We start from the raw sequence: 24,640 nt of genomic DNA, 5'->3' as shown, positions 1-24,640 counted from the left end.
GAAGTTAGATGAAACAATATTTAGAATTATGTCAGCGCATTGTTGACCAAGGACAGTGGGTTGAAAATAAACGCACCGGTACACGTTGTTTAACGGTTATAAACGCTGATTTAGAATACGATGTGGCGAATAATCAGTTCCCTATGATCACCACTCGAAAGAGCTATTACAAAGCGGCTATTGCTGAATTGTTAGGTTATTTAAGAGGCTATGACAGTGCTGAGCAGTTTCGTAGTATAGGCTGTAAAACCTGGGATGCTAACGCCAATGAAAATAGTGCCTGGCTCAATAATCCTAACCGTAAAGGTGAGGATGATATGGGGCGCGTTTATGGCGTTCAAGGACGTGGCTGGCAACGCCCTGATGGTTCAACATTGGATCAACTGGCAAAGGTCATTAATAATTTAAAAAATGGCATAGATGATCGCGGCGAAATTATTACATTTTACAACCCTGGTGAATTTGAACTTGGTTGCTTGCGCCCATGTATGCACACACATACCTTTTCATTATTGGGCGATACCCTGTATTTAACCTCATATCAACGCAGTTGTGATGTTCCACTAGGACTTAATTTTAATCAAATTCAATGTTTTGTATTACTTGCATTAGTTGCCCAAATTACCGGCCATAAAGCGGGTAAGGCATATCATAAAATTACCAATGCTCATATTTTTAATGAACTAAAAAAAGTATCATACTACCACTGATTGTGAAGTTAAGGCGTATTCTAGTTAGTGAATTTTCATTTTTCACTATTCTTATTTTTCTCAATATAACCTAATATCTCCTAATTTTACTTACTTAGTTTTTTATAAACCCTCCTATAGTTACCTTTAATTTTAAACCCCCATACTTACTTTTTGTATAAAAAATATAATTGACATTATGTAAGTGTGACATATAGTTCAAATATTAGTCATTCAGGGAGAGTCGTTATATCTTGTTCAGAATTAATTAAATGTTACAAACTACCAACTGATGTCGTTTCTCCAATTTCAAATCGAGACATATATATTACCCTCTTAGGTAGCCACTCTCCTGTTATTTATTCGATTGTTGATTCTCAAGGAGTAATAGTAAAGTGTGTTCAAAATTGGCTGCGTTATCTGACAAAATCCATTGGGGTAACAATCACAGACGGTTCGGTAGATCAGTATGGAAGGTCTGTTGTTTACTTTGTTAGATGGATCGAGGAAGAAAAATACTATCCCAACTTGTCTGTAGATGAAGTGCTGGTAATTATTACAAGGCAAGACATTAGGGCTTGGGTTGAGTATATGACTCAGCTGAATTTGTCTCCGTCAACAATCCGTACTAGAGAAGTATGTGTAAAGCAGTTACTTGATTGGTTAACAACGATTGATGGTGGAAATGTAAGGTTACAAGAAAATAGCCCTTATGGGCGAGACCATAATAATAAGCTAAAGTATGTATCAAAATCAGTCAGAAGTAAAAGTCCTAAGTTTATCGACACAAGCACAATTATTTCAGTTCTATCGAAATTCTACAATGAATGTGAACGCTGTATGTTCCATACACAATATGATACGGGATTACGTATTAGCGAAATTATTGAGCTAAGAAAAAGGGATCTGCCAGATTTAGATTTGTACCCAACAACAGCAGAATTTATTCCTATGGTTGTTCAGGGTATGAAAGGACGTGGAGGGCAACCCAAGGAGCGTATTACATTAATTTCACGGGCTGTATTAAACCGAATTAAACGATATCACAACACTATAGATTACAAACTATCTGCAGATTGGGATATGATTGACCCAGATAAACCCGTTTTTTTGACTGTGAATAGATATTCTTGGGGGTATCGTAATGCCAAAAAGCAGTTTGATAGTGCCGTATCAAGGTCAATAGCTCCTGAAGGCTTTACTACCCATTGGCTTCGTCATGGTACTGCTTTTTCAGTGTTGAGGTCGAGCATTGGGCGCGGGTATGAGGACAGAATATTAACTGTGCAGCAAATGTTGGGGCATGCCCACCTTTCGACCACTGAAGTATATACTCAAATATCACCTGCATTGCTAGCTGACTTAACTAAAAAAGGTCATGAAATAGATCGGGCAGATGAAGCTCATAATATACGTAAGGCCACATTCTTGCCACCACTAAAACATAAAGAGCGTCGAGGCCATAAATAATGAACAATATCTACCGTTTAAGCAGGCCGCCAAGACCGACATTTTATGACCCTCATGCTCAAATAAAATGGATGTTTTATCAAGTATATTCAGAACAGACAGTTAAATCAGGTAAAAATGCTACCTATGCGATGGGTAAATATATTAAATTTATTTCTGAAACTGACAGTTATTACAATGAGCTAGCTCAAGATAAGCGATTCTTCTTATCAAAGTATTGGGAAATTGATGCTTTAGTACGTTTTAATCGGTGGTTAAGACAGCAGCAACTAGCAAGTAAAACCAAATACTCACTATATAAGTCCGTAAGGTCGGTCTTAAATATGGCTTATTCGTTATCAGTTATCAATGAAGTGATATATAACGAGCCATTTGACAAAGGCGAAAGGGAAACAGAGACCAATACAGCTTTTGAAACTGATGTTGATTTAAAAATATCTGCTGCTATAGATAAATGGATATACTTGTCTATCAGAGTCTTAAACGGTTATACAAAAACAAATAATGGCATACAGACGCTAGCAGGGAAGTATAAATACAAAGGTGGTCTGAGTGTCGGTGGTATTGTTTATCGTTCAGCTAAAGAGTTGGCGGTAGCGCATAATCTAAAACCTAGTTTAGTTCAAAATAGATTAGCTAACGGTTATTCAATAGAAGAAGCCGTAAAGCCAAATGCCAAATCTAATTACGATTCAGGAATAGCTAAATCAATTATTGTAGAAAATATAGAATACCCATCAGTTTCAAAAGCTGAAAAAGCATACAAAATTTCTGGTGCTAGACACAAATTACTTAAGGGTTACTCAGTTGAGGAGGCCTTTAATTTGCGTCCAAGGTACGCTAAAGCTGGCAGTATAGAGTCGGCTTTGTGGCTATTTGAGGAGAAATATGATTGTAACCCTCGAACAATGCTTGAGCACGTTAAGAGTGATATAAACAACAGCCCATTTAAAGTTAATGACTTACTAGATTACTTTAATCAGTGGGGGGTTTGGTATGGTGTTACTCGTGATTTAGTAATGCCGCTTGTAATTAAGTTAATTTCGCTCACAGGTTTAAATCTAGAGTCTGTTAAAAGTCTTACATTAGATAGTTATCAAGAGTCACACCCTTTAACAGGGCAACCAGTAATTTCTTATTTAAAGGCCCGCTCGGCATCAAAATCTAGAACTATTGATAGAGAGTTACATATCCCTACATTAGAGGTAGAGGAGTTCTTTATTGAGGGTAAGATTCAGGAAGACATTCATTCACTTATACACTTAGTCATTGAGTTAACTAAAACGATTCGCCATTTAGCGGATGATGAAATCAAGGGTAAGTTGTTTATTTTTGAAAACACATCCACGGAGAAAAGGGAAAGTGGTAAAATTTGCTCATTGGATAATCAGATCTTGGTTACGGGTTGGTTGAATTCGTTCCCTAAGAAGAATAAATTATTTGATATGGAAGGCAAGACAATAATATTTAACACGTTAAAGTTTAGGCCTACTCTTGTCAGTAAGATGATTAATCAGGGGGCTGATATATTTCAAGTAAGTGTAGTTTTAGGTCATGGAAGTATAATCACAACAGCTAGATACCTGTCAGAGCATCGCTTACAGCCTAAATTTAATGAGAAAATGAGCAAAGCGATCGATAGTATATCTAAGCGTTCTATAGAGCAAAAAAGCACAACCCCCTATACTGATGTGAACCAATCAAACTTAGAGCCAATCAAAACTTTATCTGGTTGCAGTTGTAAAGACCCGTACAGCCCAAGTAGTAAAGTCAAGGAAGCAACTAATTATAAAGAAGGCTCTTTATGTAAATATTGGAATATGTGTTTATTATGCGACTCATCTTTTATTACTGAAAGCGGGTTGCCAAAGCTAATTAATTATCAGTTAGAGCTTCAAGAATCGTTAGATAAAAACAGTCCATCGGTTTTACCTCGAAAAAAGCTAGTTGAGAGTACTATTGCGCTAATTGATGGCATCCTTCAACCGGATGAAATATTTTCTGAATCAGTTATCGCAAATGCTCATGTGTTGGCGTGTGAACTTGATAATTTGGAAATTGATCAACTTGTCTATCAAGGGTTTTGATCATGAATTCAAAAACATTTTTTTGCAAAGATGCTTTTTTAAAAGATGTATGTGATGGAAAAGCATCATTTGATGACAATGTGCTTATTTGGAACAGTAAGTTCCCAGATGGTGTTTGGGATTTTAGAGATACGAAAAAAGCAGACGGGATGGGAAAAAGAACAAATAGTATTGTTTGGCTTGATTACTACCCTCAAGCTACTAATTTTGAAAAACATCATAACTTTGAGCGGATGATTAAGTATGAGCGGAAGTTATCAGAGTCAATCATTTTAGATATTAAAGCTGCTGCAGCTATTTATCTGCATTTTCCTAAATTGCTTAAACATAGTAAGAACACAAAATCCATTATCGACCCGAAAACAGTAAAAGGGCGCATTGACGAGTTGCTGAAGTTTTTTAGCTACCTTTACATGAAACTTAAAAAAGAAGGCTTAAACATAGACAATCTTCAAGATATTTCATATGCACAATTAAAAGTTGGAATCAAAAATTACAATGGTCGCTCAAGCCACCTAAAGCGAGCTTTGAAGCTGATTTCAGACCCAATAATCCAGATGAATCTTCAAGGAAAACTTAGTTGGTCATTAATAGATATTGAATCTCGCTCTATTAACTGGAAGGATGTAGCTGAATATAAAGGGATATTAACACTGCCTGATAATATGTTTTTGTTTTTAATGAACCACGCTAGGAGTTCTATCGGTAACTTCCTGTTCGCAATTGGGCATAAGCAAAATGATGAGTTAGCGGGAGAGGCTACAAGAATTGAGTTCCTAAAAAGCTATCCAGGGCTAGCTAAAACTATTCATACTAAACTTAACCCTGATTTAAAAACTCAAAGCAAAAAATATAAAGAGTGCAACGAAGATTACGGTTACGGCATTCGAGATGTTGGTAAAATTATAAATGATGTCCAATGCTCCGCTATCGTTACGGTTTTTTTGCTCTCTGGCATGAGAATGTCAGAGGTTCAATACGTGTTGAGGGACTGCCTTACAATTGAAAATGGCTATCAATTTATCCGCTCTAAAGTAGTGAAGCAAAAATGCAAAGACCTTCCAATTAATGATACTTGGATTGCAACACCTTTAGCCCTAGATGCTATTAATGTGTTGCGATTACTTACAAGTCATACAGGTAATCCCTATTTAATCTCGGGATTAGAGCCTAGAGAAAAAGATAAAGGTTATAAGTTACCATATACAAGTGGTGGTTTAAGAGCAATTTTAAAGCGATGGATTGTAAAAATTGACCATGACAAGATTTTTAATAATTGGAATTTTTCTGTTCACCAGTTACGAGAGACACTAGTGTTTCAACTTGCTAGGGCTGAAGTGGGACTTCCGTTTATAAGTATGCAATTAAAACATTTCCAACATCGTTTTAAGAGCATTCCAAGTGAAGTAAGCGTTGGATATGGTGAATATAAGAAGAATCTTTTATCAGATATTGCAACCAAAACCCCAGCAGCAAGAGAAAGTATTTTACAGGAGATTTATGGCGAGAATTGTAAATTCGCCGGTGGAGCCGCAGAAACACATAAGGCTAGGATAGATACTTTTTTCAGTGGGTTGGGGTTGTTTGGAAAAGACAGGGAGCATTACATAAAAAGCCTAGCTCAAAAGGGGGTCGAAATTATGCCCACATCAATAGGTGGTTGCACTAAAAACTTTATAGTAGCACCAAAAGAGTCGGTAAAACCTCCACCATGCTATGGTGACTTTCAATGTGACCCTGATTGTGAAAACCATTTGATTTCTGAGTCCTGTAAACCTGCATTGCAAAGTCGTTATGAAATGGCAGTAAAGAAAGCGGGAAGTGAACTAAACGAAGGTAATGCAATAGTTTGGCGTGGGTTATCTGAAAATTTAAAGAAGCATTTGAGTAAGCTGCAGATTGATATAAAGGAAATAAATTAATGAGTAAAAGGCCATATGCATTAGAATCTCATCTTGCAGAACAAAAAGAAAAAAATGATGAGTATATCCTTGACGGCTTGAGCTTTTTGGAAAGCAAGGCAAACTGGGACAAGTACAAAGCTACTGTAAAAGGCTTGCAAGAAGTTATAAAGATTCACTCGCAAAAATCAATTTCTGCAGGCACAATTCGTAGTCGTAAATGGGCATTGGCAAAGCTAAAAAACCTAAAAAATGAACGAAAGTCATGTTTTGCAGTTGACGGTACTAAACAGTCAAAAGCAATAGAGAGAAAGGAACAGCAGGACCTGCTTAGGGATAGAGTAAAAGGTTTGCTAGAGCAAAACACGATATTTTATGAAGAAATACTTCAATTACAAGACGTAATTTCTCGTCAAGATACAGAAATATGTGTGTTATCAAAGAAATTAGAACTATGCCGAGAGTCAAAAATACAGAAAATTAAATAAAGAAGGTAAATATGAAGCAGTACCTAGAGTTACTTAAGGATATAAAGGACAATGGTTCGATCAAATCTGATCGCACTGGAACAGGCACATCATCGGTATTTGGTCGTCAGATTAGGCACGACCTGACCAAAGGGTTCCCGTTATTAACAACAAAAAAACTTCATTTCAAAAGTATCGCCAATGAGCTAATTTGGTTTCTAAACGGTGACACTAATACAAAATGGCTTAATGAAAATGGAGTGAAAATTTGGAATGAATGGGCCACTGAGGACGGGTCTTTAGGTCCAGTATACGGTAAACAATGGACTGCATGGCCTACCAAGAATGGTGGTGAAATTAATCAAATTGAGTATGTTGTCAACCAGTTAAAGAACAACCCTGATTCTAGACGCATTCTTTTTCATGGATGGAATGTTGAGTATTTACCTGATGAAGGCATCTCACCTCAGCAAAATGCCGAAAATGGCAAGATGGCTTTGCCTCCCTGTCATTTGCTATATCAATTCTATGTTGCTAATGGCAAGCTATCTGCTCAACTCTACATTCGTAGTTCTGATAGCTTTTTAGGTTTGCCATATAACATCGCTTCTCTTGCATTGTTAACTCATATGCTTGCACAGCAATGTGATTTAGTAGCCCACGAAATAATAGTATCAATAGGTGATCTGCATATCTACTCAAATCATGAAGACCAAGTAATAGAGCAACTATCACGACAACCCCTCAAGTTACCTGAACTGAAAATCCGCAGTAAACCTGATTCAATCTTTGATTATAAATTTGAAGATTTTGAAATCGTAGGCTATGAGGCTCATCCTAATATTAAAGCTCCAATCGCAGTCTAAGGGGTTTTATTTAATCAAATTTATGATTAGATAAAGCGCCTTGATTGCAAACTGAAGATAAGAGCAAAGACAAACATAGACTCTTTCATTGATAATTTCAAAGTCCTGAAATAGGTTTAAGATTTTAATTAAAGACTTGGTCTGAAAGTACTAGGTCTTTTTTATGCATCACTTTTTATATATACGAATGAGTCATGGCAAAAAGTAAGATCTAACAAATAAACTTAATTGGCAATATATCACAACAAAAGCAAGAGAATATGGCAGGTAACAATTCAGGTAACAGCAACCAAGGGCAACAATGATTTAGTTAAGACTAACACTTCCAATAATGGTGCAAAAGTTAAAATAATAGCTAATAGCTCAAACTAGGAACTCAGTATAATTGCGCTCTCTCATAAATTGCATAAACGCGATTGTCAAATCTTGTCTGAACCAATACATACAACTCTATTCAGTTGCTCTAACTTAGCATGCGCCTCATCAGAAATATCAAAGAGTAATAATTCACCTAACCCTTCAGGTTTAATAGGTCTGTGGTTAAAATCACCATCCAGGATTAGGTTATTTGGAACTTTAGCTAAAGGTGTTTTTGAATTGTTTTTAAGGTTTGTTTCAGCCGCCTTTTCATTGTTAATTAATCTATCTAACTCAATATCAAACAAGTCATCATCCTCTGTTAAAACTTTAGGTGAGCTATCAAGCGGTTCGAGCACAATGCTTTTTTTATTCTCAATTTCAATATCAAAAATTTTAACTTTGCCTAATTCACTAGGTACACCTTCAGCTACACGTATAGCAAAATCAATTAAGTTAGGCTCTGCTGGCATAAACATAAATGCATCTTGGTTAACTGAATCAGTCATGCGCAGAATGCGTCCTAATATTTGCCTAAAGTACAGCTCTGTACGGTAATTTGTTAAGTTACAGCATATTTGTAACCGAGGAATATTAGTGCCTTCACTTACCATTCCAACGCTAATCAGCCACTCACTATCGCTTTGCCTAAATTGCTTTATGATTTTGTCCGGCTCATTTTCGCCGCTAGTAACAATAACCGCATTTTTGTTAAATTTGCTCCAAATTATCGTATTAATTACATGAGCGTGTGAGATTGATGAAGCCACAATTAACCCTCCAGCTTCAGGGTTAATACTTCTAATCTCATTTAGCTTATTAGTTGCTCTAAGGAGCAAGTTTTCAATAACTAATTCGTTAGTAACAAGCTCAGAGTATGAAATAACTTTTGCCTTAAGTAATTCAAAAAAATTAGTAAAAGTCGTTGTTTCTTCGGATTTTGTTAATATAATTTTATTATTATCTAACGCAATTATTTGCGGCACTCGGCATACTTTATCTGATATAGCTTCTTTTAACCCATACACATAATCACAGTTTATTTGGCTAGACTCATTACAGTAATTTGAGAGTGCTATTGGTAAAGAGTCAGATCGCCAAGGCGTACCAGTCAACGAGAGTGTAAATATAGCTTTTTCTTTAATTAAATTGAGGATAGGGCTTCCCCAGGAGTTAGCATCCTCAATTGAAGAACCCGCACAGTGGTGTATTTCATCAAATATTACAAAAACTCTATATTGTTCAAATAACTGCCTAACATTTTCACTTAATGTGCTTAGTGCTTGATATGTGTATGAATCACCTAGCGCACCTATAGAGCCATCAAATCGAGCATTAAATTGCAGAGATAACTCATCGGCAAAATCAGCAGAAACAACAGATGAAGGAGAAAAGCAGAGTATGATATCAATAAGCTTTTCATCATATAATCTTTTTGCTAATACCGATGCCATCACGGTTTTTCCTGCTCCAGGAGTAGCTAATGCTAAAAAGTGCTTAACGGTCCTTTTGTACTTTGCTAGCGCTATTTTTATACATTTTTGTTGCCAATCACGTAGCCGCATTCAGATTGCCTTGTTCAGTTATATTTTCCAAAAGTATATTTAAAGCGGCAATTCGGCCTTTTAAATTTTGTTGTCGTTCTTGGGCAATTAAATATTGCCGTTTAAATAGCGTTTGATGTTGTGGATGTTTATTCCAAAGATTTATGTAAGTTTCGAGCGTGCCTATACACTGCAATAACGCGTTATTGCACTCACTTAGCTCCTTTTGACAATCAGCTTTAAAGTTACTCACATTTGGCATGGGGGATTGAGCAGGGATAATTTTACTTGGCTCAAAATAACGTGTTTTTGTGTAAGTCGTTATCTTTCTATTTAAAGATGTCGATGAATGAAGCCAACCTTTACACACAAGCTTATTAAGCTGTGCGTAAACAAGCTTTCTAATTTTTACAGGGTCAAGTGTTTGATCTTGATGCAGAACTATGTACGCAGTTCTAACTTCTACAACAGTAAAGCGATCAATATTACGCTTACATATAATGGTTTTAATTAAGGGATCTAGCTTCATTGACAACTTAGATAAATTTAATTGATAGAAAGGTGTATTTATTGATGTATATGTAAATAAGTTTCATTATATGTCATGGGTTGGCAGGCTGCAATATGGGATTATTTATCCTTTGCCTGTGGATATTTGCAATGCAACCCATACAAACGCTGATTGGTATGAATATAAAATTAGCCCGAACAAAATGCTCAATACCTCAAGCTGAGCTAGCAAATAAACTTGGTATTGAGGCAAGCTATTTAAGCCGTATTGAAAAAGGCCGAGTTCCTGTTTCTTGCGAGAGAGTTTATCAAATAATTAAAATACTAAACTGTGGGCTAGAAGAGATTTTCCCCGACCCATCACAGGTAGACATACAGCTAAGAAAAAATAAGTAATCTTAGCATTAATCAAATCTTTTTCATTTAATCACTTAATGACGGAGTTTAAGCAATAAATATAAACGAAATAAAATACCAACATGACTCCAATCTTTCTCTAATAATTAGAATATTTCCTAAGGGAAACTGCCGATATTTTACTTGGCAACATGAGGGCTTCAGAATTTAAATATTATATTCAGGATGACGCTTTCGAGCGTCTAATAAGAGCTGTATTATGAGCAAAGGCAAACGGTATACTCAAGAGTTTAAAGAAGTGCACTATTCTGAATTAAAAACTGTCTAGTGAAAGCTGGGAAGTCTAAAATACAGATTATTTTTACTTATTAAGTTAGTGTTAGTGCAAGTGCTAAACCTACTATTGAATCTTAGGAAGGGTTGAAATTGGGTATGAAACATAGGCCAGAAGGATGGGTTGTTTTAACATTCCAGTCAGTGGATGATAAAACGTGTTATGTGTTGTTTTGTTCGTGTAGAAATGATGAATGGCGAGTTAGTTCAGGTTCAATGGCTTTACCTCACTTATCACCATGCGAAAATTATTGGATTTGGCCTCAAATATCAGGCTCTATATATGAGCTCCCCGTTGGTGAAGAAAATGGCTACACCTTCTACACTGGTGCTGTATTAGGCAATTTGTTAGCAAAAGGATACCGCGATGGTACACAATTAAAACGCATAGCACTTAAAGATATTATGGAAGATACATAAGACGCTCATCGCCTTCTAATCTGTCTATTTTTTTACTTTTGAAGGTAATGTGCCCTATATAACGACAGGTACTAGAGGGCTTTGATTAACAAAAGTAAGGAGTATCATGCTGTAAATGTCTTTAGCCCTTCACTATAAGCTAGTATTTGAATACACTAAAAGCTAATAAATGAATACATTAAAAGCTAACGGTGTTACGTTGAATCAAGTATCAGAAGACACTTTCCTACTTATAAGTAAAAATTCGCTTATAGCCTTATCGAACTGATTTATATTCTTATTTATCAATAGTATGTTTTCAGATATTTGCGTTAATTTGAATAAGTCTTAACTTAATCTGTCAGGTTTGATTTTTAGTTTTTGATCAAATCTGACAGTCGCATATGTGCCATTTGCGGATGAAAAGTGAATTTGAAAGCATGTTGGGTGGCGCCTTCGGCTTAACCAACCTAAATTTTATCGTAGGTCGGATAAGTGGCGGAGCCACGCCATCCGACAAAAATGATGAATTTACCAGAAACAACCTAATTTACCACGTTAGTGATATAAATAACTGCTTTATACTGTAAGTTAAACCACTCTTTACCGACTATCGGCTGAGTGCCAATTGCGGACATTAAAGCGTAACTCGTTTCTGCCCCATAATAAGTTAACGTAATTACTCTAAGGGGCTTTGAGCGAAAAGCAGACATTGACCGTTAATCGTTTCAACGACGGCAATTAGCCATACGTTGCATGTTTGCTCCCTTACTGGTTTTACGATATCCAAAACCGACATAACGACCATTAAGCAAATACCAAAGTAAAATAGGTATGTGCTCCAATCATATAGCCAAAGAGGATAAAGCGTTAATAGCACTGCTACAGGCCCTAGAATGCTGAAGACAGCTCTGGTATGGTTTTTATTTTTGTGCGAGTTGTATAAGTTTACCAATAGTTCCAAAGATGCAAAAATAGGTAAAAGCGTATTTACAGCTATTCCTTCGAAGTGAGAGAAGAAGCCTAGTCCTAATGCCGATGCAAGTGACCTTAATGCAGGGAAGCAGGCCGTGCCGCTAGCCAAACGCCACTAGAGCCTACTCTGTCTAATATTTTATTTATCATTTGAAAGTCTATTGGTTGATATTACCATCATTCTAAACTCCGTATATAAGTACGGAGTCAATCATTTTAATGAATCAATTATGGGGCAATGTGTTGGATCTTCGTTTTGCATACAGGTATTTGTCATATCCACAATTACTTTCTCTAAACGTTGAAGGTCATTAATTTTGTCTCGAATGATTGCTAACTTTTGTCGGCTTAATAGCTCAACTTGAGTGCAGTTGCTGTCCATAGACATTAGCGATTTTATTTCTCTTAACGTAAAGCCGAGCGCTTTGGCTTTTGTGATAAACCTAAGTTGTCCTGCTATTGTTTCGTCATATTGTCTATAACCAGATATTGGTTTTTCAGGTTGTGTAATCAGCCCTTCTCGTTCATAAAAACGAATGGTTTCTACATTTAAATTTAATGATTGTGCTAATTTGCCAATGGTTTTCATTATTGCCTTTGTGAATACTACTAATCTAAAGTTATATTTAGTTTAGCTATCCAATGATTTGATGATGCCGCACGCTTCAATTGTATTGTCTGAACCACAAGCACTTGCCATCTGTTGTAATTCAGCTTTAAGCGCCCTTAATTCTTTCATACGTATATTCACTAGTGCAAGTTGCTGATCAATTAATGCATTAACGCTAGAGCAGCTTTCTTCTGGCTTATTTTTTAATTCGATAAGACGTTTAATATCATTGAGTGATATATCTAGGCTGCGACAATGCTTTACGAATTCCAATTGTTTAAGTGCTTTACTATCATACAGCCTGAAATTACCTTCTGAACGGTTTGGATTTAACAGTAATCCTTCTCTTTCATAATATCTAATCGTTTGTATTGAACAGCCCGATTTTTTTGACAATTCGCCTATTTTCATCAATTTCCCCCAGACATTTGACTCTATAGTTACTATAGGATCTATAGTATAGGTATGCAACGAAAGGGATATATAAAAATGACTGAGAAATATTTAAACAATACGAATATCGTTAATTTTGAACACAAAGATATCCAATCCCTGATCGATCAACGAGGGTGGAAAAATTTGGATAATTTCAACAAAATTGGTGCCGCTTATCAGTTTGTAAAAGATGAAATAATGTTTGGCTATAACAAGAGTGATGATATTTCAGCAAGCGATGTGCTAGCAGATGGTTATGGACAATGTAATACTAAGGGTAATCTGTTAATGGCACTATTGCGTGGACTAGGTATCCAGTGTCGTTTCCAAGGTTTTACCATTGATCAGCAACTACAAAAAGGTGCTATCCCAAGCTATGTATTTTGGTTAGCACCTAAATACATCATTCATAGTTGGGTAGAAGTTTACTTTGAAGGGCGTTGGATAAACTTAGAGGGCTTTATATTGGATGAGCAATACTTAAGCTCACTACAGCAGAAATTTAGCCAAGCAAAAGATGAGTTTTGTGGTTATGGTGTTGCAACAAAGTGCTTATCTTCACCCGGTACGGATTGGCGTGGAGAGGATACCTATATTCAAAAAGAAGGTATTCATGACGACTTTGGGCTTTATGATTCACCAGATAAGTTCTATCTCGAAAAAGGTACTAATCTATCAGGTGTAAAACGTTGGTTGTATCAACGAGTGATCCGACATTTGATTAATATGAATGTATCAAAAATAAGAAATAAAAAAGTACTGGAGGTACAAAATGCACAACCATAGTCACAGTCATCAGCATGGTAAAGACGACCGGATTGGTTGGGCATTTTTCCTTAATGTGATATTTACCATTATCGAATTTATAGGTGGTTGGCTCACAAACAGTACGGCGATAATGGCGGATGCCGTTCACGATCTTGGTGATAGTCTTTCAATAGGTTTTGCGTGGATTTTAAGTCGTTTTTCAGATAAAGAAGCATCAGACAAATTCAGCTATGGTTATCGCCGACTTACACTTTTTGGTGCATTGGTAAATAGTATTGTTTTGATTATCGGCTCTATTTGGGTTTTATTTGAAGCAATACCTAAGCTGTCCAATCCTGAAATGCCTGTAGTTGAGGGGATGTTAGGGCTAGCCATACTCGGTGTTGCCGTAAATGGTTATGCGGTATTCAAATTAAAAGCGGGTGAAACACTAAATGAAAAAGTGCTGACATGGCACCTACTTGAAGATGTACTCGGTTGGGTTGCCGTTCTTATAGTCTCTATTGTATTGTTGTTCGTTGAACTGCCGATATTAGATCCTCTATTATCAATAGGGTTTACGCTGTTTATCTTATTTAACGTTTTCAAAAATCTTAAATCAACATTGGTGCTTTTTCTTCAAGCTGCACCCGATAAAGAGACCCAAGAGCGTATTAAGCAGTCATTAATTGAATTTCCTGAAGTAAATGGTATACACCATATGCATTTTTGGTCACTGGATGGTGAAAGTCACGTTTTAACAGCGCACCTTGAGCTGAGTGACAACTTTGACGTTAAAGAATTAATTAAGCTTAAACAAGAGGTTGCAGCTAAATTATCTTCCTATCATTTATCGCATACGACGATAGAGTTTGAGTTTTTAAATGAAAATTGTAGGGATGAAGCAGAGTAAGTTTTATCAATAAAATTTTGGAGCATACAATATAAAAAGCAGCTTAATTAGGCATAACTTAGTAATTAAGCTGCTTTTTTGCTTTTAGATTTCGTCGGATTGCTGTTTGTTACTCTCAGCGCCATGCGCCCATTGATATAAAATAGGCAATACAAACAAAGTTAAAATGGTAGAAGATACAATACCGCCGATAACAACTGTTGCTAGTGGTCGTTGTACTTCTGCACCAATTCCAGTGTTTAACGCCATTGGAATAAAACCTAAACTTGCGACCAGTGCCGTCATTAAAATAGGTCTTAAACGAATGATGGCACCTTCAATGATCGCTACGTATAGGTCGCCTTTTTCATGCCAAAGATCTCGAATAAAAGCCAACATAACCAAGCCATTTAATACTGCGACACCTGACAATGCAATGAAGCCGACACCTGCCGAAATTGATAAGGGCATGTCTCTTAAATAAAGTGAAAATACGCCCCCTGTTAATGCTAAAGGCACGCCACTGAAAATGATTAATGCATCTTTTAATGAACCAAATGCTATAATCAAAATACCTAGGATAACAACCAATGTTATCGGTACAACTAGGCTTAATCGCTTACTTGCTGATTCTAGTTGTTCAAACGTTCCACCATAATCAAGCCAGTATCCTGCTGGAATTTCTCCTTCCTGATTAATTTTAGCTTTAACTTCTTTTACAAAACCGCCTAAATCTCTACCACGAACATTGACGGTAACCACAACTCTTCTTTTTCCGTTCTCTCGGCTAATCTGCGCGGGTAAAGACTCTGATTTAAGCTCTGCAACTTCTTCAATTGGCACATAGTTACCATTCTCAAGTGGAAGCGGCAGATGCTTCAAGCTATCGATATCCGTTCTTATTTGCTCTGGTAGGCGAACAACTAACTCAAACCGTCTGTCACCTTCATAAATGATCCCCGCAGATTCACCGCCAATCGCAGTGGCAACCCAGTCTTGCAATTCGGTAACGTTCAATCCATACCTACCAAGCGCTTCTCGTTTAGGAATTACTGATAAAGATGGAACACCTGTGACCTGTTCCATTCGAGCATCAGCGCACCATCCACGGTTTTCACAATATTTAGAATATCTTTTGCGGTAAGTAATAACCGATCCAAATCATCACCAAATATTTTGATGCCGACATCAGCTCTAACGCCAGAAATCAATTCATTGAAACGCATTTGAATAGGCTGAGTGAATTCATAGTTGTTGCCTGGAATGTTTTTCAGTACTTTTTCCATTTCTTCAACTAATTCACTTTTTGGTTTTGAAGGTTCGGCCCATTCTTTACGTGGTTTTAAAATAACAAAGATATCAGCAATACTCGGTGGCATTGGGTCGGTTGCTACTTCTGGTGTGCCAATGCGCGAGAATACTTTATCAACTTCAGGAAACGCTTTAATACGTTGCTCAAGTACTTCTTGCATTTCTACTGATTGCTCTAGGCCAGTCGATGGAATTCTTAATGCCTGTAGTGCAATATCACCTTCATTTAATTGAGGAACAAATTCTGTCCCAAGCGTAGTTGCTAACCAAAGGCTATACCCCATTAACAGCGTTGAGAATGAAACAATAATCCAACGAAATTTCATCGCCATTTTTAACAATGGTTCATAAATAGACTTGGTTGAACGAATAACTACACTTTCTTTTTCGCTGATTTTACCTTTCATAAACACAGCTACAGCAGCAGGAACCAGTGTAACTGAAAGGATCATTGCGGAAATTAACGCCATAACGACAGTTGCCGCCATAGGGTGGAACATTTTCCCTTCAACGCCAGTTAGCGTGAAAATGGGGATGTAAACAACAGTGATAATTGCCACACCAAACAAGCTTGGACGTATCACTTCTGAAGTGGCTTCAAAAACGGTATTTAGGCGTTCTCTTAAGTCTTGCCTATGACCGTTGTGTTGGGCCTGTGCTAACCTACGGACAGAGTTTTCAACGATGATTACAGCCCCGTCCACTATCAAGCCAAAGTCCAATGCGCCGAGACTCATTAAATTGGCAGATACTCCTGCTTGCACCATACCTGTGATTGTCATTAACATGGAAATAGGGATAACAGCAGCGGTAATGAGAGCTGCACGTAAATTTCCAAGTAGAATAAATAACACAACAATAACTAAAAGCGCACCTTCAACGAGGTTTTTGGTAACGGTTGCAATCGCTTTATCTACTAACGTTGTTCTGTCGTAAACAGGCTCTGCGGTAATGCCCTTTGGCAGAGATTTTTGTATTTCGCTGAGCTTATGTTCCACTTCTAAAGCAACGGTGCGAGAATTCTCACCAATCAGCATCATGGTTGTACCAAGCACTGTCTCAATGCCATTACGAGTAGCAGCCCCTGTTCTAAGTTCTTTGCCTATAGCAACATTGGCAACATCACTTATTTTTACAGGAATACCATCGTTCTTTTTGATGATGACATTGAGGATTTCATCCATTGTCGCAAGTTGCCCAATGGAGCGCACTAACACTTGTTGTCCGTTTTGCTCAATATAACCCGCGCCACGGTTATCATTATTTTTACGTAATGCATCAGAAACGTCTTCAAAGCTTACCTGATGAAAAAGTAATTTTTCGGGTTTCGGCGTTATATGATACTGCTTGTTATAGCCGCCGATGCTGTTGACCTCAATGACGCCTTTAACTTGAGCCAATTGCGGTTTAATGATCCAGTCTTGTATTTCTCTTAAGGCAATAGCGGTATAAGGCTCTCCATTAGGCATTTTAGCGTCAGGAGAAGCTTGTACGGTATACATAAATATTTCACCAAGCCCTGTGGAAATAGGACCCATCTCTGGCTCTAAGCCAGAGGGAATAACGCCTTTTATCGCAGCTAATCTTGCATTGATTAAGTTGCGTGCGAAATAAATATCGGTTCCCTCTTCAAAGATAACGGTCACCTGGGATAAACCATATCTTGAAAGAGAGCGGGTGTGAGACAGCTTTGGTAGTCCAGCTAATGCGTTTTCTACTGGAAAAGTTACCCTTTGCTCCGCTTCTAAAGGTGAATAACCGGGGGCAGAGGTATTTATTTGTACCTGTACGTTTGTTATATCTGGAACAGCATCAATGGGAAGTTTTTGATAACTCCACATACCAACGCCGATGATTACCATCAGCAAGCTTAATACTAAATAGCGCCTATTTATTGCAAGACGCAAAATTGATTCAATCATATTGCGTCTCCTAATGGTCGTCTTCTACTTCAGATTTCAAGATATCTGCTTTAATCAGATAACTGTTTTTGTTTACATATTCAGCGTCTTTACTGAGGCCATCAATGACCTCGATATAGTTTTTGTCTGAACGACCAAGGACAAGTGGTGCAAACTCGTACTCTTCATCTTCTTTTACAAAGACACCTAATTGTCCACCTAGCTCTTGTATGGCAACTTTCTCGACCGCTAAATCCACCTCAAATTGGTTTATCTTTACGTTGCCTTTTAATAATTGACCTGACGTTAGCTTTAACTCAGTGTTGTTTAATCGTACCCGTGCTAAAACATAAGGCTGATCTTTAGCTGGAATAATATTAGTGATGACTGAACTGAATGCGTGTTCACCTTGCTCAATATCAACATGCTGACCGACTTTGATTTGATTATATTGGCTGGTAAACACCTTAAATTCAGCCCACAAGGTGTCAAATTTGACGATTTCAAACAAGCTAGTGTTTTGCGTGATACCGCCAATATTTCCATTTCGCTGTAAAACAGTCCCAGAAACAGGCGATGTTATTTTATAAGTATTTAAGCTCTCATTAGATTCAATAACGGCTAATAGATCGCCTTTTTTTACCGTATCACCAACAGTGAAGTTTATTGTCTTTATAACGCCGTTATATCTAGCGCCAACTTGAAATAATTGTTCAGCGCCTATCGTCGTAGAGCCGTATACAGGGATAGTTTGGTTCAACGTTTTTGAAGCTAAATAGGCTGTTTCAACACCAACCTTTTTTGCCATGTTATTGTCGATTTTGCTTATGCCTTCTTCGCCTTCATGTTCATCTTCACTAGCGAAAACACTTTGAATGGGTGATAGATACCCAATAAAAATCAATAGTGCGAGTAAATAGTTTTTCATTTTGAATTCCTAAACGATTCAGTTAATCACTGAATCAATAAATTGTTATTAAACTTAAAGTGATGTTTATTTAGAGTGACAGCGCTTCGTTTGTTAGTTTTTCTATCTCTGCGCCATAAATTAGGGCAGCAGATGCCGCGTCAATAAGGGTTCGCCGAGCATTTAACAGCTCTTGTCTAGCCGATACATAATCAAGATATCCATATCGACCTTTTTGATAGGCGTCTTGAGTATCTTCCAGTGCATCTTCAAGCATTGGGATAACCGACTGCTTTAATGAATTAGCTGTTAATATGGCTTGTTTTCTATTGGAGTATGCTCGTAGTAAGTGATTTCTAAATCTTAACTTAGTCGCCTCTTTCTCTATGGCAACTTGGTCACGCTCTGCTAGCGCACTAGCGATTGCGCCAGAATTTCGCTTTTCAGCAAACAAAGGTAAGCTAAAGCCAGCGACCAGTGCCGTATCATTGGCTTCTTGAGAGCGCCTAACACCAACAGACCATTTGATATTGGCCGTTGACTCTGTTTTAGCCAACTGTAACTCGGCCTCTTTTAGTCGCTGCTCACTTGCATAAACTTGAATAGCAGGGTTTTTCTCTAATTTCGCAAAGAGACTACTAAAATCACTATCATTGCCAAACTGAAACAGATCTCCAGTTACTCTAGAGAATGACACTGATGTTTCTCCCCAGTAAGCTGATAAAGAAAGCTTTAGATATTCCAAGCGCTTTTGTTCAGATTGAAGGGTGAGGTTAGCCTGAGCAATGACTGCTTTTGAGCGTTTCACTTCAGCCTCAGGAGTAGCACCTGCGCGGTTACGCTGAGATACAATCTCTAAGGTTTCTTGTGCTAAGCTCAAAGCATTTTCTGCCAATATAACTCTTTGTTGGGCTGCAAGTACTTCCACGTACTTCTCAGTGACTTGAGCCATTAAATTAAGCGCAGAGACTTCTTTTTCAGCAGTGAGTAGTGTTCTTGATTTTGAAACAATTCCAATCCGCGCTGAGCGTTTATCTCCCATTTCGATAACCGAAGATAGAGCGACTGTTAATTCAGCACTGTCGAATGTATTAAATTCACCTGAGCCTGCAAAGTTCTCAGCTTCAAGCTCTAGTTCATAAGCAGGATTTAAACTTGCGATTTGTTCTCGTCCAATTAATGCCGTTTGCTTGAAATCAAATATTTTAAGTTCTGGATTTTGTTTAAGCGTCCACTGAATTGCCTCTTGAAGGTTTAACTGCTTCTCAAAGGCATAAACATTAAATGTAAAAAGTGACAAAGCGAGAAACGCGATATATTTAAGCCGAGGTGTTACACACCTTAAAATTGCTATCTTGCGATGCACACAGGTATTAAGTGCCATGTATACTTTCCTATAAATTTATATGTGATATTTAGGTCATTAACATTTGACCTTTCTTAATTTTCTATAAAATTTAGGCGTATTTAGGTGGGCGGAATGGCACCGAGATATAGCCTTTTAGCTCAGGAGAAACTAAGGCGTAGGTAAGGAAGTGATCTGTTGCTTGGAAAATGTTACAGGAAGAATCAGCATTTAAAAATAAGTGACAACAGCAACAAAAATTAAAATTATCAATTGAAGAGTTGCTATTATTCACCTCAAGCATATTGGAGTCTTCTGGAGCTTTTAGCGGGGTAATAGACTTAGTTAGTGATGAACTAAAAGAACTTTCACTTAAGTTTATTTCAAGCTCTTCTAGCGAAAAAAACACAGACTGCACCGCGATTAAAATCATTATCACGTATGATATATTTGATTTGATATACGATGAGTGCATTATTTTCATTTCTCTGCTTAATACTTTAGCTGTAAGATGCGGCGAGCACCGTTTAAAACGACAAGAGCAATTATCAAACCAATCACTAAATCTGGATAACGGCTGCTAGTTACTGTAACTAATAAGCCAGCTAAGATTACACCTACGTTTGCGATTACGTCATTTGCGGAAAAAATCCAACTCGCTTTCATATGAGCGCCGTCTTCTTTGTTGCCAAATATTAAAAACAGACAAGCAATGTTAGCGATTAGTGCTATTCCACCAAATATCATCATTAAAGAAGAGATAGGTTCACTACCGTAAATAAAGCGTCTTACGACTTCACTCAAAGCACCTAGCGCTAGAATAATTTGAAGTACACCAGATATATGTGCCGCTCTAAGTTTCATGCTTATGCTTTTACCGACAGCATATATAGCTAAACCATAAACAGCAGCATCAGCAAACATATCTAATGAGTCGGCAATAAGGCCAGCAGATTGCGCAATAATCCCAGCAATTACTTCTATAAAAAACATGACTCCATTAATGGCTAACAACCATTTTAGCGTTGATGCTTCTTTCATCTCATTTTTTTGGGCTAGATCTTTTGCTTTTGCAGCTTCGGTGCTGCAACTTTCTTTAGTTGATGCCAACTCTGCACCGAGATTGAGTTGTTGTAATTTTTTTGTTATCTCATCTAAATTTTCATCATGAAAAACCTTGACTAAACTGCTAGGAATATCAAATTGCAACCCAACTGAAGGCTCAATTGAGTCAAGTGCTAACCTAATCAATCTCTCTTCTGAAGGACAGTCCATTTGAGGTACTTTAAATGTACTGACAAACGCGCCACTATAGTTATCTAATTGTGTATCAATTTTTACATCTTCATTGGTAGAAGATGATTGACACTGACCACTACATTTTTCTGACATATTTAACATTCCGTAATAATATTAAAATAAGTATAAAATCTATAGTGGCTATAGAGTCAAATAAAAAAATTATTTAATGTAAAAGCGTGGAAACTGAATTGAAAAGCTAGTTTAAGAAAATAGTTTCTGCTAGTATTTTAAATACTATATTTAACTGGTGATAACTTTGAACCTTAATGTTGTACTAAAAATGCTCTTGGTTATTTCGATTGTTTTACAATCGTTAACTGCTGTAGCATCCTCAACATCTGAGAATCACCAAATAGATATAGAGCACCTTCAAACTCAACATGATCATGCAGATGATCGAAATGTCTCAAATGATAATGTAGGTGATGAGCAGCATAATGAAAAAGATTGTCATCACTGCGGTCATTGCAGTGGCAGCCACTTATCTTGGATTTTAGTCAGTAATTCAAATACCACGGGCAAACTAAACATTATCAATAAAACGCCTTATCAAATTGATCAAACAAATACTTACCTTGAAGCGATACTTCGCCCACCCATTTCTTAATTAGATTGATTTTTAATGACCTATTTGTCCATGAGAAGGATAAAGGGTTCGTGTTTATAAATTAAAAAATTAAGAAGTTTTATGTATATATTTTTAAAAAATGCAGGTTTAACCCTGTCTTTATGCATGGCTGTGAGTTTTTCAGTTGCCACTTATGGCAAACAGAAAAGTATTTCATGGCTAGATAGTCAAATAAATAAAGATCCCGAAGTTGTTGCGGCTAAAGAGTTACTTAATGCAAGTAATCATAGAGCCAAAAGCTTAACTCAAGCCGTATATAACCCAGAGCTTGAAGCAAGCTATGAAAAAGAAGGTGATTTTGATAATTACTCTATTGGTATCAGTCAAACGATAGATTTTTGGGATAAGCAATCAACAAATAAAACCATTGGTGAAATTGATGTTTATGCAAACCAGCAACAATTGTTATCTCTACTCGATTCTAAAAAGGCTAATGCCTTAACTGCATTAGTTAATTGGCAAGCAGCAAAAAAAGCTGCTCAGTTACTTTCAGAAAGAGAAGAGCAATTGCAAACGCTCGTTGGAATTGTTGAAGACAAACGAAAAGCTGGACTTCTAGAGCCACTTGACGCTGAGCTAGTCTATTTAAACTTGTCGCAAATTTTTAGTGAAATATCTGAGTCTCAAATTGCTTTGAAAAATGCAGAGGTAAAGGTTCAGGAGTTATTACCTGATTGGACGCCTAATACTACCAATTTGTTTTCATTTACTTTTGGAGCAACAAGCTACTCATTTAACTCCCAGTGGGTTGAGGAACATCCAAAAGTTAAACTTGCTAGAGCGAAATGGAAGGGACAACAATCTAAAGCTCAACTAACCACTATGGAATCTAAAGCTAATCCAACCATTGGCGTTAGCGCAGGGAAAAGTGGAGATGAAGACTTGGTTGGTGTGACTTTTTCAATGCCTTTAAACATCAGAAATAACTATACAGATAATGTTAAAGCCGCTTATTCAGAAGCCATTGCAGCCGAGGCGAATTTTCAGTCGGTATATCGAAAGCAGTCTTTTGAAGCAAAAGCTAATTATGAATCGCTTAATGTCAGTAGAAAATACTACGAGCAATGGCAAAAGCTCACCCAAGGTAGGTTGGCTAGCAGCGCAAATTTATTAAATAAGCGCTGGCAAGCTGGTGACATAAACACTTCTGATTATTTACTCGCATTAAATCAACGTGCGGAAGGGCTTCATGCAGGAATACGTTTGGAAAATCAATTCAAGCTTGCAGAAATATCCTTCATTTTAAGTATGGGTCAGTTATCCAAATTTGAGATTTGAGCGCTTTGTTTTTTCAGTAGCGAAAAACGAAATCTTAAATTTATTAAAAATATAGGTTACAAAAATGAATACAGTAATTAGTAAAAAATTTTTAGCCGTAGTAATTAGCAGCCTGTTAGTTGGGTTTACTACAAATCATGATGCTTTTGCACAGTCGTCAGATGGAACTGGTTCTGTCAAAAACGTTTCGAAACAAGAAGAAAAAGAACATCAAGATGAGCATGAACACGAAAAGGGACATGAAGAAGATAAAGGTGACCATGACGAGCACGGCCATGAAGGTGGTAATAGAGAGGGAGAAGAAGAACATGAAGAAGGTATCACTATTGATCCAAAGAAGATGTCGCTTGCTAACATTAAAGTGGAAAGTGTTAAGCCTGAATATCAATTTAGCTCCGTATATGCACCTGGCGAAATAAAAGCTAATGGCTATAAAAGTTATGTGGTATCACCACGTACAGAGTCAGTCATTATCAGTCGCCATGCAGCGCTTGGCGAGTATGTAGAAATAGGTCAGAAGTTAGTTACATTATTTAGTGAAGCAATGGCACAAGCACAAGCTGACTATTTAATCGCTTCAACCGAATGGCAACGTGTAAAAAAGCTGGGTAATAAGACGGTGAGTGAAAGTCGATTATTACAAGCTGAAACAACATACAATGCGAGCTATGGCAAGCTCATTGCTTTAGGGTTAACTGAAAAAGCAATAAATGGTATTTCTAACAAAGACATTAAAGCATTTGGACAATATGCATTAACGGCGCACCGTGAAGGTGTCGTGCTTCAAGACGACTTTATCCAAGGGCAACGTGTTGATGCTGGGGATTCAGTCATGTTGTTAGCTGATGAAAAACAACTATGGGTTGAAGCAAAAGTTTCTCCAAATAAAAAGCTAAATTTATCAATTGATTCTCCTGCGGTACTTAAATTAGAAGGCCAGAGTTACAATGCCAAAGTTATCCAAGAAGCCCATACAATTGATCCCGTAACTCGTACAAGAATTATTAGATTGGGGGTACAGAATGCTGATGATAACCTTCATTCAGGTATGTTTGTAAAAGTTTACTTTCAGTTTGCCACAAAGCAGAAAGTGATGGCTGTGCCAGAAGAAGCATTGATCCGCAGCGCAGATGGTGATTGGACCGTATTTGTCGAAGACCACCCTGGAGAATATAAAGCTGTAGAAGTAGAACTAGGCCGAGCCTTAGGTGATTTTAGGGAAATCATTGGCCTTGATATTGGGACGCGAATTGTAACCAAAGGCGCATTTTTTGTTGCTTCTGAAATCGCTAAAGGCGGATTTGATCCGCATAACCACTAAGGAGTAAG

Annotated in this window: 21 protein-coding genes and 2 pseudogenes; 13 read left to right on the top strand and 10 right to left on the bottom strand. The window is 37.2% G+C overall.

Annotated elements, in window-relative coordinates:
* Positions 1-8 precede the first annotated feature (8 nt).
* From ACNSN2_RS11090 to ACNSN2_RS11065, 6 genes and pseudogenes are all read left to right on the top strand, one after another.
* Positions 9-689 (top strand): annotated as a pseudogene (locus tag ACNSN2_RS11090) (thymidylate synthase); the annotation flags it as partial.
* Between the two features lie 207 nt (positions 690-896).
* Complete coding sequence (locus ACNSN2_RS11085; protein WP_418607363.1) at positions 897-2,159, top strand: tyrosine-type recombinase/integrase; 1,263 nt, start codon at positions 897-899, stop codon at positions 2,157-2,159.
* The gene (locus tag ACNSN2_RS11080) at positions 2,159-4,246 is read left to right on the top strand and encodes a hypothetical protein (RefSeq protein ID WP_418607361.1); all 2,088 of its coding nucleotides are present in this window, start codon (positions 2,159-2,161) and stop codon (positions 4,244-4,246) included. The genes ACNSN2_RS11085 and ACNSN2_RS11080 overlap by 1 nt, the downstream gene beginning before the upstream one ends.
* A gap of 2 nt (positions 4,247-4,248) precedes the next feature.
* Positions 4,249-6,168, top strand: coding sequence for a hypothetical protein (locus tag ACNSN2_RS11075; RefSeq protein ID WP_418607359.1), 1,920 nt, complete (start codon positions 4,249-4,251; stop codon positions 6,166-6,168).
* Positions 6,168-6,635, top strand: coding sequence for a hypothetical protein (locus ACNSN2_RS11070; protein ID WP_418607357.1), 468 nt, complete (start codon positions 6,168-6,170; stop codon positions 6,633-6,635). Before ACNSN2_RS11075 ends, ACNSN2_RS11070 begins: the two co-directional genes overlap by 1 nt.
* Positions 6,636-6,646: 11 nt before the next feature.
* Positions 6,647-7,480: a thymidylate synthase gene (locus ACNSN2_RS11065; protein ID WP_418607355.1), complete on the top strand. Its 834-nt coding sequence runs from the start codon at positions 6,647-6,649 to the stop codon at positions 7,478-7,480.
* A gap of 419 nt (positions 7,481-7,899) precedes the next feature.
* Here ACNSN2_RS11065 and ACNSN2_RS11060 read toward each other — a convergent pair whose 3' ends face one another.
* Both ACNSN2_RS11060 and ACNSN2_RS11055 read right to left on the bottom strand, forming a co-directional pair.
* Positions 7,900-9,402 carry a DEAD/DEAH box helicase gene (locus ACNSN2_RS11060; RefSeq protein WP_418607353.1) on the bottom strand — a complete coding sequence of 501 codons (1,503 nt, stop codon included), beginning with the start codon at positions 9,400-9,402 and terminating at the stop codon, positions 7,900-7,902.
* Positions 9,389-9,910, bottom strand: coding sequence for a hypothetical protein (locus ACNSN2_RS11055; RefSeq protein ID WP_418607351.1), 522 nt, complete (start codon positions 9,908-9,910; stop codon positions 9,389-9,391). Before ACNSN2_RS11055 ends, ACNSN2_RS11060 begins: the two co-directional genes overlap by 14 nt.
* 95 nt (positions 9,911-10,005) lie before the next feature.
* Between ACNSN2_RS11055 and ACNSN2_RS11050 the strand changes: the two genes are divergently transcribed.
* Together ACNSN2_RS11050 and ACNSN2_RS11045 are read left to right on the top strand one after the other, a co-directional pair.
* Entirely contained in the window at positions 10,006-10,287 is a 282-nt protein-coding gene (locus ACNSN2_RS11050; RefSeq protein ID WP_418607349.1) for a helix-turn-helix domain-containing protein, read from the top strand.
* 393 nt (positions 10,288-10,680) lie between these two features.
* On the top strand, positions 10,681-11,001 hold the full coding sequence (locus ACNSN2_RS11045) for a hypothetical protein (protein ID WP_418607347.1): 321 nt from the start codon (positions 10,681-10,683) through the stop codon (positions 10,999-11,001).
* A gap of 658 nt (positions 11,002-11,659) precedes the next feature.
* Here ACNSN2_RS11045 and ACNSN2_RS11040 read toward each other — a convergent pair.
* The 3 genes from ACNSN2_RS11040 to cadR form a co-directional block, all read right to left on the bottom strand.
* Positions 11,660-12,064 (bottom strand): MerC family mercury resistance protein, encoded by a 405-nt coding sequence (locus ACNSN2_RS11040; protein WP_350608280.1) that lies wholly within the window; start codon positions 12,062-12,064, stop codon positions 11,660-11,662.
* 102 nt (positions 12,065-12,166) lie between these two features.
* Entirely contained in the window at positions 12,167-12,544 is a 378-nt protein-coding gene (locus ACNSN2_RS11035) for a MerR family transcriptional regulator (protein WP_055018870.1), read from the bottom strand.
* 42 nt (positions 12,545-12,586) lie between these two features.
* Entirely contained in the window at positions 12,587-12,976 is a 390-nt protein-coding gene (cadR, locus tag ACNSN2_RS11030) for a Cd(II)/Pb(II)-responsive transcriptional regulator (protein ID WP_418607344.1), read from the bottom strand.
* A gap of 78 nt (positions 12,977-13,054) precedes the next feature.
* Here cadR and ACNSN2_RS11025 point away from each other — a divergent pair, with 78 nt between their 5' ends.
* On the top strand, positions 13,055-13,786 hold the full coding sequence (locus ACNSN2_RS11025) for a transglutaminase-like domain-containing protein (protein ID WP_036972175.1): 732 nt from the start codon (positions 13,055-13,057) through the stop codon (positions 13,784-13,786).
* Positions 13,773-14,660, top strand: coding sequence for a cation diffusion facilitator family transporter (locus ACNSN2_RS11020; protein WP_002962252.1), 888 nt, complete (start codon positions 13,773-13,775; stop codon positions 14,658-14,660). The genes ACNSN2_RS11025 and ACNSN2_RS11020 overlap by 14 nt, the downstream gene beginning before the upstream one ends.
* Positions 14,661-14,744: 84 nt before the next feature.
* On the opposite strand, the pseudogene ACNSN2_RS11015 reads toward ACNSN2_RS11020, so the two are convergent.
* From ACNSN2_RS11015 to ACNSN2_RS10995, 5 genes and pseudogenes are all read right to left on the bottom strand, one after another.
* Positions 14,745-17,872 (bottom strand): annotated as a pseudogene (locus ACNSN2_RS11015) (efflux RND transporter permease subunit).
* A 10-nt stretch (positions 17,873-17,882) separates the two neighbouring features.
* Complete coding sequence (locus ACNSN2_RS11010; protein ID WP_418607341.1) at positions 17,883-18,779, bottom strand: efflux RND transporter periplasmic adaptor subunit; 897 nt, start codon at positions 18,777-18,779, stop codon at positions 17,883-17,885.
* A gap of 70 nt (positions 18,780-18,849) precedes the next feature.
* Positions 18,850-20,142 carry a TolC family protein gene (locus ACNSN2_RS11005; RefSeq protein ID WP_002962255.1) on the bottom strand — a complete coding sequence of 431 codons (1,293 nt, stop codon included), beginning with the start codon at positions 20,140-20,142 and terminating at the stop codon, positions 18,850-18,852.
* Positions 20,143-20,215: 73 nt separating this feature from the next.
* Entirely contained in the window at positions 20,216-20,587 is a 372-nt protein-coding gene (locus ACNSN2_RS11000; RefSeq protein ID WP_418607339.1) for a hypothetical protein, read from the bottom strand.
* A gap of 8 nt (positions 20,588-20,595) precedes the next feature.
* The gene (locus ACNSN2_RS10995) at positions 20,596-21,495 is read right to left on the bottom strand and encodes a cation transporter (protein WP_076920335.1); all 900 of its coding nucleotides are present in this window, start codon (positions 21,493-21,495) and stop codon (positions 20,596-20,598) included.
* A gap of 166 nt (positions 21,496-21,661) precedes the next feature.
* Here ACNSN2_RS10995 and ACNSN2_RS10990 point away from each other — a divergent pair, with 166 nt between their 5' ends.
* From ACNSN2_RS10990 to ACNSN2_RS10980, 3 genes are all read left to right on the top strand, one after another.
* Positions 21,662-22,012 (top strand): hypothetical protein, encoded by a 351-nt coding sequence (locus ACNSN2_RS10990; RefSeq protein ID WP_010557528.1) that lies wholly within the window; start codon positions 21,662-21,664, stop codon positions 22,010-22,012.
* Positions 22,013-22,093: 81 nt separating this feature from the next.
* Positions 22,094-23,311: a TolC family protein gene (locus ACNSN2_RS10985; protein WP_024032672.1), complete on the top strand. Its 1,218-nt coding sequence runs from the start codon at positions 22,094-22,096 to the stop codon at positions 23,309-23,311.
* Between the two features lie 64 nt (positions 23,312-23,375).
* Positions 23,376-24,632, top strand: a complete 1,257-nt coding sequence (locus ACNSN2_RS10980) for an efflux RND transporter periplasmic adaptor subunit (RefSeq protein ID WP_418607337.1) — start codon at positions 23,376-23,378, stop codon at positions 24,630-24,632.
* Positions 24,633-24,640: the final 8 nt, after the last annotated feature.

Source organism: Pseudoalteromonas sp. US3C1013 (assembly GCF_048401115.1).
GTDB classification, from domain to species: Bacteria; Pseudomonadota; Gammaproteobacteria; order Enterobacterales; family Alteromonadaceae; genus Pseudoalteromonas; species Pseudoalteromonas undina.
Note: the sequence above shows the minus strand (reverse complement) of the source record. Positions and strands in the feature narration are given on the sequence as shown.